Raw genomic sequence first — 18,941 nt, 5'->3', positions numbered from 1 at the left:
ACACATATAGAAAGAAGTGATCCATATGGATGCGCAAAACCTCCATTACTTTGAAAAAGCACCGGTCGCAAAAGCCGTAGCTCACTTCGCTGTACCGATGATGCTGGGCACGTCGATGAGTGTCATCTATTCCATCTTGAATGCCTATTTCCTCGGTACGCTTAACAATACCGCCATGTTAACCGCACTAGCGTTAACCTTGCCTTTATTCGCTATTATTATGGCGCTGGGCAACCTGATCGGCATGGGCAGCGGTACCTTCATCTCCCGTTTGCTGGGAGAGAAACGATATGATGATGTAAAGCATGTCTCTTCCTTCGCATTTTACAGCAGTTTAGTGCTTGGTCTTATCGTGATTGCCGTTGGCCTCCCGTTCATCGATGCCATTGTCCATGGCCTCGGGGCAACGCCCGAATCCTTCGGATACACAAAGGACTATGTCACGATTATGCTTATCGGTTCGCCAATCGTCGTATTATTCTTCACGCTGGAGAACATTGTACGCTCGGAGGGCGCGGCTATAACGTCGATGACCGGCATGATTCTAAGCGTTGTCGTCAATATTATTCTCGATGCTCTGGTCGTCTTCGTCTTCCATTGGGACGTGATCGGCGTTGCGTCTGCTACGGTCGTTTCAAACTTGGTTGCGTGTATGTTTTTTGCCTTCCATATGGGGAAAAAGAGCCAATTCCTAACGATCTCCATGAAATGGTTCAAGGTTACCAAGGAGATTATGGGCAATGTATTCAAAATCGGGGTTCCCGTTTTTATTATGAGTATTTTTCTGGGCGCCATGTCGCTTATCTTTAACCACTATCTTGTCGAGTACGGAGATCAATCCGTAGCGGCTTACGGCATTTCATCCCGTTTACTGCAGTTTCCCGAATTTATTCTGATGGGCTTATGCGAAGGCGTCGTGCCGTTAATTGCTTTCACCTTCACGGCGAATAAATCTCGCATGAAGGAAACCATCGGATTTACGATCAAAATAATCGTATCGTTAGCCGTCGTATTCGGCATTATCGTCTATCTGATTTCCGATCACTTGATTGGCTTGTTTACGAACGACCCGCAATTAATCGAAATGGGCAGTTACATTTTGCACGTAACCTTCTTATCCTTGTTCATCACCGGAATGACCACGTTGTTTACGGGGGTCTTCCAAGCAACAGCGCAAGGAACCGCCGCGTTTATTATGTCCATTATTCAAGGAGTTACGTTGATTCCGGTTCTCTATATCGCTAATCAAATGAACGGCTTCCACGGTGTAGTGTGGTCGCTCGTCATTGCGGATACCGTCGCATTCCTTGTTGGAGCTATCATGCTATTTATATTGCGGAATAAATTACAGCCGGATTTGGAAAGCTTGGTTCATTAAACTATTTAAAAAAGCAAAAGGCAGGACCCCATCCTGCCTTTTTGCTTTTTTGTATAAACGGGTTACACCTTCTTTTTGTACACCCTCATTGCGAAGACATAAGCTACGAGCATAATTCCAACACACCAGGCAAGAGCGATCCAGATGTCATTGTGTAAAGGCTGGCCTGCAAGCAAAGCACGGATGGATTCTACGATGGAGGTGACTGGCTGGTTTTCGGCAAACACGCGAACGACGGTTGGCATCGATTCGGTTGGCACAAATGCGGAGCTGATAAAGGGCAGGAAGATGAGAGGATAGGAAAAGGCGCTGGCACCGTCAACTGTTTTGGCCGACAATCCGGCTATCGCGGCGACCCAAGTTAAAGCTAACGTAAACAAAGCGAGGATACCGGCTACCGCAAGCCATGGCAGCACTCCCGCGGACGAGCGAAATCCCATAATTAAGGCGACTAGAATGATGACAGCCACCGAGATAGCATTAGATACAAGCGAAGTTAATACATGCCCCCAGAGCAAGGCGGAACGCGATATCGGCATCGTGTGAAACCGTTGGAATATCCCCTTCTGGACATCGGTGAACAACCGGAATGCCGTATAAGCTATGCCGCTGGCAATCGCCATTAAGAGTATGCCTGGAAGCAGGTAATTCACATAGTTATCCGTTCCGGTTTTTATAGCGCCGCCAAATACGTACACGAACAGCAGCATCATGGCGATTGGCGTAATGGTCACCGTAACGATGGTATCCATACTGCGGAAAATGTGGCGCATGGAACGCCCAAGCATCACGCTAATGTCGATAAAAAAATGCTTCTTTGCCGTTTCCATTTACATAGCCTCCTTTTTACCGATAATCGAGAGGAAGATATCCTCTAAGGACGGTTGTTTCTCGATGTATTCTACCTTTGTCGCAGGGAAAAGCTTTTTCAAATCCGCAAGCGTGCCGTTTGCGATAATCCGGCCTTCGTGAAGAATGGCAATCCGGTCGGCCAGCTGCTCCGCCTCCTCCAAATACTGCGTAGTCAGAAGGACTGTCGTTCCGCCGTCCGCCAGCTCCTTGACGACCTTCCATACCTCGATGCGGGCCTCGGGATCAAGTCCCGTCGTTGGCTCATCCAGAAAAATAATCTTTGGTTTGCCCACAAGACTAAGCGCAATGTCGAGTCTGCGGCGCATCCCTCCGGAGTAAGTAGACACTCTTCGGTCGGCAGCGTCGGTTAAGCCAAAACGCTTCAACATGTCTTCCGCGACCTGGCGCGGATTTTTGAGATATCGCAGCTTGGCGATCATAATCAAGTTCTCGCGTCCGGTCAGGATTTCATCCACGGCGGCGAACTGTCCAGTCAAGCTGATGGCCTGACGCACCTCATCCTGCTTCGACGAGACATCAAATCCGTTGATGACTGCGGTTCCTCCGTCCGGCGCTAGCAGCGTCGTGAGAATTTTCACTACCGTTGTTTTCCCTGCCCCGTTAGATCCGAGGAGAGCGAAGATGCTGCCCTGCTCTACCTCGAAATCCACACCCTTCAACACTTCGAGCTGCTTGTAGGATTTCCGCAGACCTTTTACTTGAATAGACTTGGTTTGCATGGGGTAACCTCCTAAAAATGGATGTGAAACCATTCTTGATTAATAAATCGCCTGTTTAAACAACGGTCACTTTCGACAAATCGGCATCCATGCCCTTGAGGTGCGCGAAAGTTAATTTATCCATCGTTGCGCCGTCGAAGTTGACGGTTTTGATCATGCGATAGTACTTCTTCGTCAACGTAAAACCTGGCTGGAAGGAGACGTTTTTAAACGTAGCGCCTTTGAACGAAGCCTCGGTTAAAGCCGCTTTTTCAAACTTGACGCCGATAAACGTCTGCCCGTCAAAGCATTGCCTTGTCAGATCGGAGTACTTGAAGTCTACTCCGTCAAATAAACAGCCATCGAATTTCGTTTTTCTAAGATCCGTCAGAGTTAACGTAACGTCGGTCAACTTCGCACCCGTAAATTTGACTCCGTCAAGCCCGGATTTGCTGAAGTTGGTGCGCACAAGAGTCGACTTGTTGAAGCTGGCATTAGTCAGATCCAGCGCGGAGAAGCTGCAGTCCGTCAGGTTAGCGCCGTCAAAATTCGCTTGGCGTACGTCGCTGCTCTTGAACGAGCTGCCGGTCAGATCGGCGCCCGAGAAATCGGAGCCTTGCAGCGCGCTGCCTTTGAATTGTCCTTTGTGAGCTTTAACGCCCGCAAAGTCGCTGTCTGCCAGGTTGCTGCCGTTAAAGTTGGTGACCACTTGACGCTCCAGCGAGCGGGAGAGATTGGCGACCTCCAGGATCGTTTGCTCGATGTCGCCAATGCTCTCGATTGTCGTCTTAAACGCCGTTTCGTCGTCCTTGCCCTCCGCTTTGAGCTCGTTGTAGCGCTCCTGCAAATCGGACAGCAGGTCGGCCTTCAGTTCGGTAACGCTTTTTACCCCGTCGTATGGGGTAAACACGCTGTTCAGATAATCGTTCAATTTTGGATTTGTCATGTCAAATCTCTCCTTATAATAGGTTTTCTAACACGCGTTTCGCATACTCCCAATTGCTTTTGTTGCGGGTGTAAGTCTCCTTGCCCTTTTCGGTAATTCTGAAATATTTGCGACGTCCGCCCTGCGATTCATCGCCCCAGTACCACTCGATATCGCCGTCAGCCTCCAGCCTTCGGAAGCTCGAGTACATGGTGGCTTCCTTTAGTTCATACTCGCCGTCCGAACGGTCGGCAATCAGCTTCACAATCTCGTAACCGTAACGGTCAGCTTCGGACAAGAGCCTTAAAACCATCGTATCCGTATGTCCTCTCAGCAGGTCGGATGTGATTTTGTTCTCGCTCATGTAATCACCTCCATATCTGCATAATAAGGTATATTACTGTGACTGTCAAGGTACTTCTTTAAACATAATACTCTGTCACGAATAATTGGTGCATAAAAAAAGAAAAAACCGCGCAAGCGCGCGGTTTCAGAGGACTAATCGTTATTTTAGTTGTAGGCCGCTTCCATGTTGGTCATTCGATTCAGCGCATCGAAATGCGCAGTAACCGTAATTTTCCCGGAGACGCCGGTTAGACGGTCATTCGATTCCGTTACGCTAAAGCCTTTGTCCTCCAGATAAAAGCCTAATGCTTTCTTATGATCGAGATCAAATGAGGAAATCAGCTGCGGAAATACGGTCAGTACCGATTCGGGCTGTGCCTTTACGTCCTCTTCCGGTAGGTCAATAGTAAAAAAGGCCGTTCCCGCCCCGAAGTTGCCGGCGTAATAAAACCGGTTGTTAAACATGCCGGAAGCAATGCTTGCTAGGATATGTCCTTCGTTATCGTTCGCAGCGATTTTCCCTTCCGTCAGCTCAGGAATATTGTTCTTCTTCCCGTAAGCCCTCATTTGATTGGCTTGTCTCAAACGTTCCGGGGAGATTTGAGATTGCGTGTTTGCCCATGCCCACAACCAAGTGTTTGATTGATGCGAAACGCTGCCCAGCATTTGAATCGGGAATGTCGACTGATTGCCAAATGTCGCTGTTCCCGCATTCATATCAACCGCCCAATCAAGGCTGCCGATCGACTCGGTTACCGCCAGCTGTTTCTCCAGAGCTATGCCGCCATATCGCTCTAATAATTGTTGCAACGTAGAATAATTCCCGATGCTTTTCGAAATTTCTTTCCTTTTTTCCTGCTCAGAGCTTTTCTTCTTTAAAAAATCGAATAATCCCATTCTCCCACCTGCTTAATCATTTTAAATGGCATTTCTTATCAAGAAATTCCAGTTTATTAAATGTTCCAGGTTCTTACAAGCCTCTTTTAATATCCTTTCTGTAAACGCTGCAATCCGATACAATGGACATGATAACTTCTATTCAAACCGTAAGGACCAGGAGGAACTTTCAAGATGAACGAACAATTCGAACAGCTTTTTAATTCGGCTCAGGCAAAGCAGCTGCTGGAGCAGATGTACGGCAGCGAAGAACGGGAGCAACAAATCGACAGATACCGGAAATGCATGGAAGGATACGGCACGCAATATGGCAACACGGAGTCCTTGAAGTACTTCAGCGCGCCGGGCCGTACGGAGATAGGCGGCAATCATACGGACCATAACCATGGAAAGGTGCTTGCGGCTAGTATTCAGTTAGATACGATTGCGGCTGCGGCAGCCGTGGATACCGGGGTTATTTCCGTCATTTCCGAAGGTTATCCGGGCATTTCCGTTATCCATCTGGATAATCTGGAACCACAGGAAGGCGAAGGCGGGACAGCTGCTTTAATCCGCGGTATCGCACACGGTTTCCTGCAGCACGGGTACCGAATCGGAGGATTTAATGCCAGCGTCAGCAGTAACGTTCTTCCGGCCTCAGGACTCAGCTCCTCTGCCTCTTTCGAGGTTCTGGTCTGCCAGATTCTAAGCACTCTTTATAACAACGGGGAACTGGACGCGGTTATGATGTCGCGGATCGGCAAGCATGCCGAAAATCTGTATTGGAACAAGCCGTCGGGGATGCTTGACCAGATGGCCTGCTCGTACGGCGGTATGATTACCATCGACTTTAAAGAACCGGCACAGCCTCGGATCGAACGTATTCCGGGTACCTTTGAAGCAGCAGGCTACAGCCTTGTCATCGTCGGCACCGGCGGTAACCACGCCGACCTGACGAAGGACTATGCTTCGATTCCGAACGAAATGCGGGCGGTGGCGCAAGCCTTCGGCGTAGAAGTATGCCGCGATTTGACGGCAGAGATGATCTACGGACGTCTGGCGGAGCTCCGCGAAACTGCCGGGGATCGGGCTGTGCTGAGGGCGCTGCATTTCCTGGATGAAAACGACCGTGTCGGGCGGCAGGTAGAGGCTATTAAATCTGGCGAGTGGCAAAACGTGCTGAAGCATATTACCGCCTCGGGTAATTCCTCTTGGAAATGGCTGCAGAACATTTACCAGGAATCGGTGTCCCATGAACAAGGAATTGCGATTACGCTCGCCATTACCGAACGCTTCATCGAGCAGTTGGGCGACGGTGCATGCCGGGTACACGGCGGCGGCTTCGCCGGCGTTATTCTGGCCGTTCTGCCGCATGCGGCGGTAGAGGAATACCGCGAACTGATCGCGCGTACGACGGGTACGGAGCTATTCAAGATCCGCGTGCGCGAAATCGGAGCGGTCTGCTTGAATACACTCTTTTAGTTTTTAAAAAAAACAAAACGCTACTGACATACTGTTGTCAGTAGCGTTTTTTTATACTCGAAATTAGAAAGGATGATAAATCATGAATTTTGCCTCCATACGCATCATTACCGACGACGTGGATCGTTTAGTCGAGTTTTATGAGAAGGTCATGGGCGTTTCGGCCGAACGTCCCGCGCCCGTCTTTGCGGAATTCGTTGTGCCGCCTTTTACCTTGGCGATCGGGCACTCCCAGACGGTGCAGCTGTTCGGCGCCGGTTCCGCGGTAGCCGCCAACAATCACTCGGTCATTATCGAGCTTCGCGTCGACGACGTTGATGCCGAATACGAGCGCCTGAAGCCTTTTGTCGGCAATTGGGTAAAGGAACCAACCACAATGCCGTGGGGCAACCGTGCCGCGCTGTTCCGCGATCCAGACGGAAACCTTATTAACCTCTTCGCGCCGGTAACCGAGGAAGCGATCCAACGGTTCAGCAACAGAAGCTGACGGACAGCCGGTCTTCTCATAAGACCGGCTATCTCATATTGCAGGCTCTCCAAGAAACACGGGAAAATCAACTCAAATAATGAGCCACTTCACAATGCCATACCATATGGGCCAAGCCCTGACCCCAATAATCCTGCACGGTCGAATAGGGCTGACCGAACTTACGCAGCCACTTGACTTGGGCATTCCGATAACCGCTATCCAGGCAAAAACTTTCGATTCCTCGATCGGCTAGACTGTTGGCCATTGCTTTAATTAAAGCAGAAGCGATTCCTTGACCCTGATATTCCCGCAGAACATATAAACTGCCAAGCTCAGGAATGATTTTTAATCGGCCGCCCGTACATCTGACAATATCGTCATTGCAAGGACCGATTGAAATCATGCCGACAAGATTTGCGCCCATGCGCGCGACAAGAAACCGTATCGGAGATCTCTCATTAAACAAAGCATCTTGCAGCATTCGTCTCTTGCCTTCTATTTCTTGCTGGATCTCAGCAGTGAGCGCAGCTAATCCTTCCTCCCGAAAAGCTTCGGGAATGGTTCGCCTAAAGAGCTCGACAGCCGGTTCCAAATCCGTTGGCTTTAATTCATTAATCTCAATCACTTTACTCCGTTCAACTCCCCTGTCCTCCGGTGAAGCCTTATGCAATTACCTTAAGTATATCAGCTACTCGTTAAGCATTAAATTCACTTTATTCTGCACAAGCTTCGCAACTGACTCAGCCGAAGCATCTGCTCCAAGTCCGCCCGGGCCATTCTCGTGCGGACGGGTATATCGTACTTGTTAACTTTCATTATTTGTTTCATCCCCTGCCGTCCAGGGTAAAGACAAAGTAGCAGTTACAAAAAATTGAGGCGGTGATTCGAATGTCCGTTCAACAACATGATTATGAAGAACGCCATATCGAGAAAAGGCATGACCCGAGCCGTGTGGCATCCACCTTTATCAAATATCTTGCTTATGTAATCATTACTTTCGGGGTGCTGTATTTCATAGCGAGATACCTTATACCGATGTTTTAAATCACGGCTTGATACGAACAAAAACCGCCCAATGATAGGCGGTTTTTGTTTTGTCTTTATTATTTCAGCGCATTAAGCATGCCATAAACGCCTTGGTGGTAAAACATATGCAGGGAGGTCGCGATAATGAGCTCGCCGATATTTTACGCTTTCAGGAATTTCTCCGGCACCGACTCATCCAGCCGGTTTTCGAAGATCTCATGCATGGCTCTGCGAAGCTCCTTCAGTTGTGCGTACAGAACCTCCCATTGCGGCGGCTGTTCGTCCCAATCCGCAGGCTTCGCTGCCGTAACAGCGGAGAGGTTTTATCAAATGTCTTCGATCGGCTTAGCACCGCAACACGGCAAAGAGACTGTCCCCGATGGGACAGTCTCTCTTGATCATTCTTAATAGCCGTATACGTCCAAGCTCCAAAGCGAATAGCCCCACTGCGTACCGCGCTCCGTTCCCAGCATGCGCACATAACGGCCATTGCCGTTCACATTCTGGTCAAGATCGGCGCCTGTCCCCGTCGTCGTGCTGTACAGATCCGTCCAGCTGTTGCCGTCCGCCGAGATTTGCAGCTTAAACGACTTGGCATAAGCGGTCTCCCATTTCAGCTTGATGTTGGTTACCGTGCGGTTCTGACCGAGATCAACCGTAATCCACTGCGGATCAGCCCCCGTCGCCGAGCCCCATCGCGTGCCGGGATCATTGTCCACCGCCGAAGCCGGGACAAAAGGATCCTGATAGGAGGAAGCGGTTGCCGTCTTGCCTACGGACAGCAGCGTAGCATTTGAAGAGGCTGCGGCATGACCGTATACCTCAACTTCATACAGCGAATAGCCGTAAATCGTACCGCGCTCCGTCATATTAATCCGGACGTAACGTCCGGTTCCGGTTGCGTTGAAGTCATCAATACCGCCGTCACCGGTTGTTGTTGCATAAATATCGGACCAGCTGTTTCCGTCAGCCGATACTTGAACCTTATACGATTTGCCGTATGCCGTCTCCCAGTTCAGCTTCACGCGGCTGAGCTGCTGCGAGGAGCCAAGGTCAATCGTCAAGGTTTGAGGATCGGCACCCGCAATGGATGCCCAGCGGGTCTGCGCGTTGCCATCCACGGCATTCGATCCGGCAAAAGGCGCCTCGGTCGACGATACCGTTACGGTTTTGTTCAGCGCTACGTTGGTATCTGTGCCATTGTTGCCGCCATTGCCGTTATCACCGCCGCCGTTGTCCCCGCCGCTGCCGACCGGAGGCCAGCTATCGCCGGAATTGGTGTTCGCCATCGGATTGACCGAGACAAGGGATTTTGCGGCTACTACCGCCGTGCCTGTTGTGCCGGCAGCATTTTTAAACGTTACCGTCACGGGGCTTGCCGTCGGGTTCCAGATTTGAGCGGTGTACGCATTGCCTTTCTTGTACACTGTAGCGCTCGTCCAGCCCGTTGCCCAGACATCCTTCGTACGCGTGCCAAGCGTCTGCATGTTATGAACGAACCAATACGTGTTAAAGATTTCGTTCTTCTGCATGCTGGCTGCGCTCCATTTGTTAATGACCGCCTGCGGATCGCTTAACGCTTGGATTGGCCATACGATATGATACCAGTCCGTCTCCGGACCGCCGTTATCGGCTACGAAACCGCTGTACAGTCCGGCCGCTTTGCCCGGAACAAGGCTGTAGCTTGTCAAATATTCAGCAGTCGGCAGCCAATGGATACCGTATACGTATACCGGATCTCCGTTAAAGAAGGTGCCGAAGAAGTTGGATGCTCCGTACACTTGTCCGACCGTTTTGTGCGTATATTGCGGAATCCAGTTGTCGCCGTCATAGTTGAACCAATATTGCATCACCGCGTTAAGCTCCGTTGTGAAGCCGTAAATCGCGGCGTTGCGGAAAGCCGTATCGCCACTGGTCAATGCCCACATGTATTGGCCAACCCATCCGAAGAGCGATTCGCCTGCCGCTTCCTGGTTGTTGCCGTTGTCGTTATCCGCGTAGCCGCCTGCCCATGAATGGCCTTCATAAGGGTCAAAGCTGCGGAAGAACGGGAACATGGCATCCGTGCGCGAAGGGTTCGCGTAATCGCGGACGAGATGATCGATCATCGGACCGTATTGCGTCTTGAAATCATTGTCGAAGGTCGCAAGCACGGCAGACGCAAATACGTAGTAACCGTACGTGAAGTGATGGTCGGTAATGCCGTTATTCGCGCCGAACTCGCTGGACTTGTAGTACGTTGTCCCCCAATCGGAGTTATAGTACAGGAAATAGTCCGGTTCGCCGTTTGTATACGTATACCAGTCCGTCAGGATCGTCTTGATCCGCGACAGGAATTTATCCCGGTAAGCCGTTTCGCCAAGCTCATTAGCCGCAAGCACGCCCATCGCAAGCGGATGGAGCTTCTTGCCTTGCCAATAAGCGTCGGCAGCCATCAGGTTGCTTGTTGTTTCCTCGTCCAGAGCCTTCAGGTAAGAGACCATCAGCGATTTGTCGTAAGCCGAATCCGTAGGCTCCGTGAACTGTGGCACGATACCGTAGAAGCGGTCGACCGTCGTAAAGGTATTGCCTTCGCGTACCTTCAACGTACCGCGAACCGAAGAATAAGTCAGCGCGGTAAGCGGTGTCGAGGACACCTTCCATTGATGCGGCAAAAGCGTTGTCAGCGCCTGATTCGAGAACCCGGTACGCTTCAATGCCGTTGTCAGCGTATAATCCGTTGTCACCTGAGAAGTCGATTCGTTATAGCTGTAATTCACTTTTGTATCCGTTACGAAGGCATAAGCATGCTGGTAGTAGTAGTTCAAGTTTGAAGCAGCCGGCAAAGCGGCAACCGACAGATAATTGCCTCCGCTGCCAAGCTGGATTTTGACCTTGGCCCCAACCTTCTTGAATACCGTTCCCGCCGGCGCAAAAATACCGTAGTAACGCGTATAAGATGCGCCGCTGCCGTCCGTATTCACCAGCTTCACGCCGATATGGTCGGCTGTCAGCGTAGCGCCTTCGGTTGTCAGGACGGAGTTGCCGTTGTCGTCAAATAGCTGCGTAATCAGCGAGGAATAAATCTCAACCGAGCTTGGATCGGCAAAGGTATTGTACACGTAAGGCGAGCCTTTGACGAAGGTCGATTTCATTTTGTCCGTGGCATCGTCGCTTACAACCGCGTCTACGGACCAGTCGCCGTAACCCGTCACGCGGGTTTGGAGCCTGGACGTGTTAATGCTGTTTGACATGACGTACAGATCGGGATTGCCGTCGGCATTGACCGCTCTACCGTCCGAGGACAGCCAGCCCGCTCCAGGATTCAGAATGCCAAGCCCTTGCTGGAAGTACTTCGACTTCAGCGGCAGCGTTACGAGATAATCGCCGTAAGGCTTGATCAGAATCGACTGCCACCAGTCATTCGACGGGATCGGAGTCGAGATGTTCGACGACTTGTTAGCCGGATATTTCGGCTGCGGCATATGAATATCGTTGGTCAGATAGCTGCCGGAGCCCGATTGCACGGTTGTTGGCGTTGGCAGCGCCGGAATCGAATACGTCGGCTGCGGCTGGCCGGCGATATAATCATAAACCTCGAATTCGAGAAGCGAATAGCCGAAGCTTGTCGCGCGGCCGATCCCGTTCATCCGAACGTAACGCCCGTTCGTATATAGCGGGATTTCCTGTTTGCCTCCCGCAAAGTGAAGCTCGCGATAGACGGTTGTCCATTGCGTGCCGTTATTCGATACTTGAACATCGTACGCCCGTCCGGCTGCCGCTTCCCAGTTCAGGACCACCCGGCCGATCTGATGGGCGGAGCCCAGATCGACATAGATCCATTCACTGTCGGTTGCGTTGGATGACCAGCGCGTTGCCGGGTTGCCGTCAACCGCGTTGGAGGCAGCAGTCGAGCCCGGAGGTAAATAGGCGGAATTTTCAGTCGATGATACCGTCACGGGTTTGTTCAGCGCTACGTTAGGACCGTAATCAACCGGTGGGGCCGTAGAGCCGCCAGTCCCGTATACTTCAAATTCCAAAATCGAGTAACCATAAGCCGCAAGGGCACGCTGCGTGCCTAATACCCGTACATAGCGGCCGGTTCCGGTTAACGCAAGGTCATCGGTGCCGCCGTCTCCCGTTGTTGTCGAGTAAACGTCGTTCCAGGTCGATTCATCGCTGGAAACCTGGATTTTATAGGCTTTTGCATAAGCGCCTTCCCATTGGATTTTCACGCGGTCAATCGTGGCGTTTGCGCCAAGATCGACATAAAGCCATTGCGGATCCACGCCCCACTGGCTTCCCCAGCGCGTACCGATTGAACCGTCCACAGCAAGATTCGCCGCGTTGCCTCCTTCCACGGAAGAGGCGTACGCCGTTTTGTTTTGGGATAATAAATATGAGCCTGCCGCATGTACCTCACGGATAAATAAGGACGATACAAGCGAGACCAGCAGGACCGCGCATAGCGTCAAGACCAGCAGCTTTCTCGTCGTCCTTTCCCGATAAATCGTAAGCATTCGTCTATTTCCTCCCTAATTCGCAATAGTTGTTCATGGCCGTACTTGAGCTCTAGCCAATCGCATGATTTGCCCCTTCAGTCCTCCTTCCTCAATCAACGATTACTGGCAACGCTTTCATCGCCATGCACCGATTAGTATAATGCCGCAAGCGATAGGAAGAACATGCCAATATTTAGCGATTTATGCCAAGATATCTTGGGCTTGGCATATTCCATCATTCCAGCGATTTTCTCACGCGACAACCGTTAAGCCAAGGTCCCTTAGGGACCTTAACAGGCTTCGTACTACCTAATTTGTCGAACTTAAGGTCCCAAAAAGGCCTTAATCATCTCACAAACGCCTATTTTCCGGTCATATTTCACTTTCTGGAGCAGGTTAAGATCCCTCGGGGACTTTAACCTGCTCCATGCCGCCAATAAAAAAGCACTTAAGGTACCCAAAGGGCCTTAAGTGCTTCTCCAAAGTTTTAACTACATATCCACCGAATTGCTGTTCGCGGCCTGCACTTCGGACTTGCGGGTTAGCATAATGTTGCGGAAATAGATAAAAACGCTGGGCAATTGGCCAAGCAGAAAGACAGGATCCTTGCGGTATATCGCATAAATAGATAAGACCGCGCTGCCCAGGATGCTGTAGACCCAGAAGGATAGCGGAATGACGGTTTTTTTCGCTTTTTCGCTCGCCAGCCATTGGGTAATGAACCGCATCGTAAACATGATCTGCCCGATAAAGCCAAAGATAATCCATCCCATGTTGCCGGCCGACACATTGCCTATAATCGAATGCCACCACATAATTAATGTCCTTTGATCTGATAGCGAATGACCCGTTTGCGGAGCCAGCCAATGACGATTGCATCCATAAGCCCCACGAAGGCTCTGTTAAATACGCCGTATTTGGATACGCCATGCTGTCTCTCCTGATGGGATACGGCTACCTCGACAACCTTAAAGCCGTTGATCTTCGCCAGAGTCGGGAGAAAACGATGCTGACCCTCGTACAAATAATAGCTGTCCGCCACCTCGCGCTTCATCAGCTTCATCGGGCAGCCGGTATCGTAGATCTGATCGCCGGTCAGCCAGTTGCGAACGCCGTTGCCAACCCTGGACGATACCTTCTTCACGACGGTATCCCTGCGCCGCACACGCTTGCCGTTCACGAAATCCATATTCGGAATATAAGGCATCAGCTTGAAAATATCCCTCGGGTCCGTCTGAAGATCAGCGTCAATCAGCGCAACAAGCTCGCCGGCCGAACCTTTGAGGCCGGCGTAGATCGCCGCGGTCTGACCGCAGTTCTTTTCGAAATGAATCACTCTTACGTGAGAATCCTGCTCCGCCAGCTCATCGAGCAGCATCGCGCTGCGGTCCTTGCTGCCGTCGTTGACGAGGACGATTTCGTAGCTCTCTACTTTATCTTTAACCGCATTCGTAATCGCCTCGTGCAGCAGCTTAATATTTTCTTCTTCGTTATAGATTGGCGCAACGACCGATAACTTAACCATGTCTATTCCCCCTGTACCATGTAACAAACTTGTGTATTCCTTCAGCAAAATCGGTCTGCGGGTTGTAGCCGAACAGCTGATTCGCCTTGGATACGTCGGCATAGGTCTGCTCCACATCTCCCGGCTGGTTGGGCAATGTCCGAATAAGGGCTCTTTTGCCAAACTCCTGTTCCAAGCTGGTAATCAAATCCCGGAGCGTGATGGTTCGGTTCGTGCCCAGATTCACAACCTCATAGAGGTTTTCCATCCGTTCCACATACGACAAGGCGCCAAGAATACCCGCGATAATATCGCCGATATACGTATAGTCCCGCCTCGAGGAGCCATCGCCATACATCGTCAGCTCTTCGTTCTTGTCCAGCATCCCCGCGAATTTGTGGATCGCAAGATCAGGCCGCTGCCGCTCTCCGTAAACCGTGAAAAAGCGCAGCATAATCGTATCGATATGATGAAGATGATGGTACGTATGTCCAAGCACCTCGCAGGCTTTCTTGGTCGCCGCATAAGGCGAAATACTGTAATCCACGACATCTTCCTCGGAAAAAGGCACCTTCCTGTTATTCCCGTACACGGACGAAGAAGAGGCGCAAAGCCATTTGCGCACGCCATGCTTACGCATCACCTCCAGGATATGAAGAGTTCCCTTCACGTTCACATCCTCGTACAGAAGCGGATCCTCAATCGACGGCCGAACCCCGGCCATTGCCGCCAGGTGGATAACCGCATCGATCCTCTCGCTGGCAAATACGGCTTCAAGCTCGTCCATGCTGCGGATATCCGCCACAACCAGCCGGTAATCATCCGATTCGACAATCGCCTGAAGCTTGGCCAAATCGCCATCCTTATCCCCCGAATAGAGGAAAGGTAATTCCGACCTTGTACTATTCAGGATATTCCTGATTTTGGTTTTATAGTCGTAGACGTCGTTGAAATTATCGATATTGACGACACGGTGGCCTTGAGCCAGCAGCTGCTCGCAAAGATGGGAGCCGATAAAACCCGCTCCCCCGGTTACGCAATACGTCTTCATTGTGCCTCCCGCAATGGATACCCGTGCTCGCTTGCGCCCACCGGGTAGTATTTGAACCATTGAAGGACGGATGCGTCCCCCGCAAACATATTCCGCATATCAAAAAACGCGTTCCCGCGCATGCCTCGGGCGATTTTCTCCAAATTGGCAGCACGGAACTGCTCCCATTCGGTCATCAGCACAATCGCATCCGCCTGCTGCGAGCATTCCGCCTCGCTGTCGCAATATTGGATGCGGCTGTTCAAATCGGTCCAATTAAGCTTCGCTTGCTTCATCCCTTGCGGGCAATAGACTTTAACGGAAGCTCCTCTGCCGAGCAGTCCCTGAATAATCTCGTAGCTTGGGGTGTAACGGATGTCATCCGTATCCGGCTTGAAGGTAAGCCCCCATACCGCAACGGTTCTTCCTTTCAAGGTGCCGTCAAAGGATAACACCTCTTCGACCTTGCTCACCATTTTCGCCTTCTGCTTTTCATTGGCTGCTATGGCCGCACGCACGACGTACAGCTCCTCGCCGTTCTTCCTGCCGACATCCACGATTGCCTGCGTATCTTTCGGGAAGCAGCTGCCTCCATAACCGGGGCCTGCCTGCAGGAAATGCGGCGAAATTCTGTCATCCATGCCCATGCCCGTCGCAATGTCCTGAATTTTTGCGCCTACCTTTTCGGATAATAGCGCCAATTCGTTAATAAAAGAAATTTTGACCGCCAGGAAGGAGTTTGACGCGTATTTGATCATCTCGGAAGTTTCCCAGTTCGTGAATAGAAACGGGACATCCTGCTCAAGATGAGTAGCGTAAACCTTCTTCAGCATTTGCACCGCATCGTCGCTCTCCGTGCCGATCACAACCCGGGATGGAGACAACGAATCGCTGACAGCCTTGCCTTGTCTCAGGAATTCCGGATTAGAAGCGACATCAACCCGGTACGGGGTGCCTCTGAGCATACCGTCAAGATACATGGCAATGCTTCTGCTTGTTCCAACCGGCATCGTTGATTTGCTGACAATCACTTTATAACCGTTGATATGTTTGCCGATCTGCTGCACCACATCCCATACATGCGTAAGATCCGCGCTGCCGTCTTCCTTGGCGGGCGTTCCCACTGCAATAAACAGAACGTCGCTTGTCTGAACGACTTGCTGCGCGCTTGCCGTAAAGACGAGATTCCCGGCGCGAAGGCCGCTTTGGAGCAGCTCTTCGAGCCCCGGCTCGTAGATTGGAGAAAGGCCTTGGTTCAGACGCTCGATTTTCTTTTCGTCTACGTCCATGCAGGTAACCCGGAAACCGTAACTGGATAGTACAGCACCATGGACAAGCCCAACGTAACCCGTACCCATTACTCCTACGTTAACCATCGTTCCACCCCATTATTTTGGCGTTAAATAATTAGTTTACCAACTTAACTATAATCATAATAATGAGAAGTATGATATATTTCAAGTATAAACAATTAACAACTTAGGAATTGGGAGTAGGTATGAACAAAGACAACCATCAGGAGACCATCCAACGTTTGAGGGAATCATTTACCCGTTTTGCGAAAGCCGAGTGGAGACAAAGATCGGTTAACGGTCTTAACAAGAGCGAGCTTCGCATTTTGTTCTGCATCATGATGAATACCGATGTCGATAATCCTAAAATCAGAGTATCCGAAATCAGCAACAAGCTGCTTGTCACTACCCCAACCGTCACCCAGCTTCTTAAGAAACTGATAGCCGACGGGCTTGTTGAACGTACCGTAGATCCGGATGACAGGCGTTCCGTGGGAATTGAGCTTACTCCAAAAGGAGAGCAGATTGCGAAGGAAGCGGACGAACAGCTGAACCAGCATCTCAGCGGCCTGGTCGAGCACCTGGGCGAGGAGCAAACGTTGATGCTCTCCGACTTATTAACGAAAGCTTACAATTACTTTAACGAAAAAGATTGAAAAAGAGAGGGATATCCCTCTCTTACTTACATATTATTAAGATTTTTCATAGAGTATGACTTTGATTTACATGGTGAATTTCTGTAAGAGGAATTTTCCGTGTTGTTAACGCCATTTAGGATCTATTCCAAACCCGCTCGATATGCGTAAGAGCAAGGCCATTAAAGCTTAGCTTATAAATATCCGGCATGCTCAGCTGCTGCCAGAATGCAAAGCCGTATTCCGGCTTAAAAGCCTTAATCATTAATGCTATAAGGTTGCCATGCGTCCCGATGGCGATTGTATCTCCCTGATAACGCCGGAGTACGCTCTGGAGAGCCTGTACTCCTCTATGCTGAGCGGCAAGATTGGATTCGCCTCCCGGCCAGGAAAAGGCTTCCTCTTCCCATACCTTCCGGATGGCATAATCAAAATCATCCTGCGGCCGGTCCGCTAATAACCGTTCCCGAAAGTCTTCCTCCACTCGAATGGCAAGACCTTTTCGTGCCGCTAACGGCTCGACCGTTTGAAGGGCTCGTTTGTACGGACTGGAGATAATCGCCGAAATCCGTTCGTCCGCCAGAAGATCGCCGACTGTTCTCGCCGCTTCCTCCCCTTGAGGAGACAACGGCCGGTACAATTCGTCGTCTGCCTTATAGACGGAGTGCGCATGCCGAACCATGTAAACCTGAGTAAGCGCAGCTTCAACCTTATTCCATCTGCTTTTCCAGTTCTTCTGAAGAAGACGCTTCTCGTAAATCGGCATAAGAGCCGGCGACTGCTTAAAATGCGGCGTAGGCCGGACAACGAAGCCCAGCAAATCCTCAATGCCGTGAGGTGCCGACAGCACAACTCCATTCTGCTCGTCCAAGGTCAGACCAAGAGCGGTAACGGTCTCCGGAAACTTGGACATGGCATCAACGGCGGATGAGTAAGGCTCAATCTCGTTCACCAGATGCATTCTCGCTTCGTTTTTCACCGACCACGGAACATCCGGCATGGCGTCTCTTAGTTTCTGCTCGAGCATTTTTTCTGCTGCTTCATCCGTTTGGGAAGGATCATAATAAATCAGATCCACATCCGGCAACGCGAACCGCTCCGTATAACCATGCAGATAATCCCATACCTTCGACCTTACAAAGCCCGCGCATACCCACCAGTCCGGCAGGTTCAATGCTCCCGCCGTATGCAGCACCTTCATCATCCACTCGTCTTCAAGCACGAGATCTATAATATCCCGTTCATTATTCAACTGTCTCAAGCTGCCCCTCCTTGTCGAACACAAGTTCTCTTACTAGAATACATTAACTGGAAGGCAATGCAACATGAAAAACCAAACTGTCGTATAATGAAAACAAAAAAGCGAAGCCCGAATTCAGGCTTCGCTTGTTCATATGGAGGCTTTACCGCTTATGATTTTGCATAAAGGCGAAACGTTATTTTTGCAGGGCCAGTCGGGTCCGCTCTTCCATCTGCGCAGCGGACTGCTCAAAATCGTGCGCGTTCACCCAGACGGCTCGCAGATTCTGGTCAATATTATCGTGCCGGACGAAATCATCCCGCATCATTCTCTCATAAGTCCGAACCCTTACTTCGGCACGTCTATCGCAATCGTCAAAAGCGAAGTGGATATTCTTCCCGCCGCCGCCTGGTATGAGGAGCTTGAGCAGCATCCCGACCGGTATCGTTCAATCGGGCTGCAATTGCAAGACAAGCTTCGCATGATGCAGCAGCGGATCGATCAGTTGACCGCGATTGCGCCGGCGGACAAGCTGCGAAAGCTTGAAGCTTGGTTCGATCAATACATCTCACCGGAGAAGCTGACCGACGTCTTGACCCAGGACGAGATCGGACAGTTTATCGGTCTCCGCCGGGAGACAATCAACCGGCTGCTGCGGGCCAAGAAGGAAAGCTGATTGAGAATAAC

General features: G+C 50.7%; 18 protein-coding genes. 6 read left to right on the top strand and 12 right to left on the bottom strand.

Annotated elements, in window-relative coordinates:
* The first annotated feature begins 25 nt into the window (after positions 1-25).
* A complete protein-coding gene (locus tag WFJ73_RS24540) occupies positions 26-1,378 on the top strand; it encodes an MATE family efflux transporter (RefSeq protein WP_336775582.1) in 1,353 nt (450 codons plus the stop codon).
* 62 nt (positions 1,379-1,440) lie between these two features.
* Here WFJ73_RS24540 and WFJ73_RS24535 read toward each other — a convergent pair whose 3' ends face one another.
* The 5 genes from WFJ73_RS24535 to WFJ73_RS24515 form a co-directional block, all read right to left on the bottom strand.
* Positions 1,441-2,208, bottom strand: coding sequence for an ABC transporter permease (locus tag WFJ73_RS24535; protein WP_336775581.1), 768 nt, complete (start codon positions 2,206-2,208; stop codon positions 1,441-1,443).
* Positions 2,209-2,970, bottom strand: coding sequence for an ABC transporter ATP-binding protein (locus WFJ73_RS24530; RefSeq protein WP_336775580.1), 762 nt, complete (start codon positions 2,968-2,970; stop codon positions 2,209-2,211).
* Between the two features lie 55 nt (positions 2,971-3,025).
* Positions 3,026-3,895, bottom strand: a complete 870-nt coding sequence (locus WFJ73_RS24525; protein WP_336775579.1) for a pentapeptide repeat-containing protein — start codon at positions 3,893-3,895, stop codon at positions 3,026-3,028.
* 13 nt (positions 3,896-3,908) lie between these two features.
* Complete coding sequence (locus tag WFJ73_RS24520; protein WP_336775578.1) at positions 3,909-4,238, bottom strand: PadR family transcriptional regulator; 330 nt, start codon at positions 4,236-4,238, stop codon at positions 3,909-3,911.
* A gap of 146 nt (positions 4,239-4,384) precedes the next feature.
* On the bottom strand, positions 4,385-5,029 hold the full coding sequence (locus WFJ73_RS24515) for a DUF6882 domain-containing protein (RefSeq protein ID WP_336775577.1): 645 nt from the start codon (positions 5,027-5,029) through the stop codon (positions 4,385-4,387).
* 261 nt (positions 5,030-5,290) lie between these two features.
* On the opposite strand from WFJ73_RS24515, the gene WFJ73_RS24510 reads away from it, so the two are divergent.
* Together WFJ73_RS24510 and WFJ73_RS24505 are read left to right on the top strand one after the other, a co-directional pair.
* Complete coding sequence (locus WFJ73_RS24510; protein WP_336775576.1) at positions 5,291-6,577, top strand: galactokinase; 1,287 nt, start codon at positions 5,291-5,293, stop codon at positions 6,575-6,577.
* Between the two features lie 82 nt (positions 6,578-6,659).
* Positions 6,660-7,064 (top strand): VOC family protein, encoded by a 405-nt coding sequence (locus WFJ73_RS24505; protein WP_336775575.1) that lies wholly within the window; start codon positions 6,660-6,662, stop codon positions 7,062-7,064.
* A 67-nt stretch (positions 7,065-7,131) separates the two neighbouring features.
* Here WFJ73_RS24505 and WFJ73_RS24500 read toward each other — a convergent pair whose 3' ends face one another.
* Positions 7,132-7,671 carry a GNAT family N-acetyltransferase gene (locus WFJ73_RS24500; RefSeq protein ID WP_336775574.1) on the bottom strand — a complete coding sequence of 180 codons (540 nt, stop codon included), beginning with the start codon at positions 7,669-7,671 and terminating at the stop codon, positions 7,132-7,134.
* A gap of 263 nt (positions 7,672-7,934) precedes the next feature.
* Here WFJ73_RS24500 and WFJ73_RS24495 point away from each other — a divergent pair, with 263 nt between their 5' ends.
* Positions 7,935-8,090 carry a hypothetical protein gene (locus WFJ73_RS24495; RefSeq protein ID WP_015847029.1) on the top strand — a complete coding sequence of 52 codons (156 nt, stop codon included), beginning with the start codon at positions 7,935-7,937 and terminating at the stop codon, positions 8,088-8,090.
* Between the two features lie 386 nt (positions 8,091-8,476).
* Here the strand turns inward: WFJ73_RS24495 and WFJ73_RS24490 are convergent, their stop codons facing one another.
* From WFJ73_RS24490 to WFJ73_RS24470, 5 genes are all read right to left on the bottom strand, one after another.
* Positions 8,477-12,571 carry a galactose-binding domain-containing protein gene (locus tag WFJ73_RS24490; protein WP_336775573.1) on the bottom strand — a complete coding sequence of 1,365 codons (4,095 nt, stop codon included), beginning with the start codon at positions 12,569-12,571 and terminating at the stop codon, positions 8,477-8,479.
* Between the two features lie 473 nt (positions 12,572-13,044).
* Complete coding sequence (locus tag WFJ73_RS24485; protein WP_336775572.1) at positions 13,045-13,368, bottom strand: lipid-A-disaccharide synthase N-terminal domain-containing protein; 324 nt, start codon at positions 13,366-13,368, stop codon at positions 13,045-13,047.
* 2 nt (positions 13,369-13,370) lie between these two features.
* A complete protein-coding gene (locus tag WFJ73_RS24480) occupies positions 13,371-14,078 on the bottom strand; it encodes a glycosyltransferase family 2 protein (RefSeq protein WP_336775571.1) in 708 nt (235 codons plus the stop codon).
* Positions 14,071-15,108, bottom strand: coding sequence for a GDP-mannose 4,6-dehydratase (locus tag WFJ73_RS24475; RefSeq protein ID WP_336775570.1), 1,038 nt, complete (start codon positions 15,106-15,108; stop codon positions 14,071-14,073). The genes WFJ73_RS24480 and WFJ73_RS24475 overlap by 8 nt, the downstream gene beginning before the upstream one ends.
* Positions 15,105-16,463, bottom strand: coding sequence for a UDP-glucose dehydrogenase family protein (locus tag WFJ73_RS24470; RefSeq protein ID WP_336775569.1), 1,359 nt, complete (start codon positions 16,461-16,463; stop codon positions 15,105-15,107). The genes WFJ73_RS24475 and WFJ73_RS24470 overlap by 4 nt, the downstream gene beginning before the upstream one ends.
* A gap of 122 nt (positions 16,464-16,585) precedes the next feature.
* Between WFJ73_RS24470 and WFJ73_RS24465 the strand changes: the two genes are divergently transcribed.
* Positions 16,586-17,035 (top strand): MarR family winged helix-turn-helix transcriptional regulator, encoded by a 450-nt coding sequence (locus WFJ73_RS24465; RefSeq protein WP_336775568.1) that lies wholly within the window; start codon positions 16,586-16,588, stop codon positions 17,033-17,035.
* Between the two features lie 115 nt (positions 17,036-17,150).
* Here the strand turns inward: WFJ73_RS24465 and WFJ73_RS24460 are convergent, their stop codons facing one another.
* A complete protein-coding gene (locus tag WFJ73_RS24460; RefSeq protein ID WP_336775567.1) occupies positions 17,151-18,275 on the bottom strand; it encodes a nucleotidyltransferase family protein in 1,125 nt (374 codons plus the stop codon).
* 151 nt (positions 18,276-18,426) lie between these two features.
* Between WFJ73_RS24460 and WFJ73_RS24455 the strand changes: the two genes are divergently transcribed.
* Entirely contained in the window at positions 18,427-18,930 is a 504-nt protein-coding gene (locus WFJ73_RS24455) for a Crp/Fnr family transcriptional regulator (protein ID WP_336775566.1), read from the top strand.
* Positions 18,931-18,941: the final 11 nt, after the last annotated feature.

Source organism: Paenibacillus sp. MMO-58, assembly GCF_037146255.1.
GTDB lineage: Bacteria > Bacillota > Bacilli > Paenibacillales > Paenibacillaceae > Pristimantibacillus.
Note: the sequence above shows the minus strand (reverse complement) of the source record. Positions and strands in the feature narration are given on the sequence as shown.

Bases quoted from the DNA above. Each gene is read 5' to 3' on its own strand.
- WFJ73_RS24540 (WP_336775582.1), top strand. From the start codon at position 26: ATGGATGCGCAAAACCTCCATTACTTTGAAAAAGCACCGGTCGCAAAA.
- WFJ73_RS24535 (WP_336775581.1), bottom strand. From the start codon at position 2,208: ATGGAAACGGCAAAGAAGCATTTTTTTATCGACATTAGCGTGATGCTT.
- WFJ73_RS24530 (WP_336775580.1), bottom strand. From the start codon at position 2,970: ATGCAAACCAAGTCTATTCAAGTAAAAGGTCTGCGGAAATCCTACAAG.
- WFJ73_RS24525 (WP_336775579.1), bottom strand. From the start codon at position 3,895: ATGACAAATCCAAAATTGAACGATTATCTGAACAGCGTGTTTACCCCA.
- WFJ73_RS24520 (WP_336775578.1), bottom strand. From the start codon at position 4,238: ATGAGCGAGAACAAAATCACATCCGACCTGCTGAGAGGACATACGGAT.
- WFJ73_RS24510 (WP_336775576.1), top strand. From the start codon at position 5,291: ATGAACGAACAATTCGAACAGCTTTTTAATTCGGCTCAGGCAAAGCAG.
- WFJ73_RS24505 (WP_336775575.1), top strand. From the start codon at position 6,660: ATGAATTTTGCCTCCATACGCATCATTACCGACGACGTGGATCGTTTA.
- WFJ73_RS24495 (WP_015847029.1), top strand. From the start codon at position 7,935: ATGTCCGTTCAACAACATGATTATGAAGAACGCCATATCGAGAAAAGG.
- WFJ73_RS24490 (WP_336775573.1), bottom strand. From the start codon at position 12,571: ATGCTTACGATTTATCGGGAAAGGACGACGAGAAAGCTGCTGGTCTTG.
- WFJ73_RS24485 (WP_336775572.1), bottom strand. From the start codon at position 13,368: ATGTGGTGGCATTCGATTATAGGCAATGTGTCGGCCGGCAACATGGGA.
- WFJ73_RS24480 (WP_336775571.1), bottom strand. From the start codon at position 14,078: ATGGTTAAGTTATCGGTCGTTGCGCCAATCTATAACGAAGAAGAAAAT.
- WFJ73_RS24475 (WP_336775570.1), bottom strand. From the start codon at position 15,108: ATGAAGACGTATTGCGTAACCGGGGGAGCGGGTTTTATCGGCTCCCAT.
- WFJ73_RS24470 (WP_336775569.1), bottom strand. From the start codon at position 16,463: ATGGTTAACGTAGGAGTAATGGGTACGGGTTACGTTGGGCTTGTCCAT.
- WFJ73_RS24465 (WP_336775568.1), top strand. From the start codon at position 16,586: ATGAACAAAGACAACCATCAGGAGACCATCCAACGTTTGAGGGAATCA.
- WFJ73_RS24455 (WP_336775566.1), top strand. From the start codon at position 18,427: ATGATTTTGCATAAAGGCGAAACGTTATTTTTGCAGGGCCAGTCGGGT.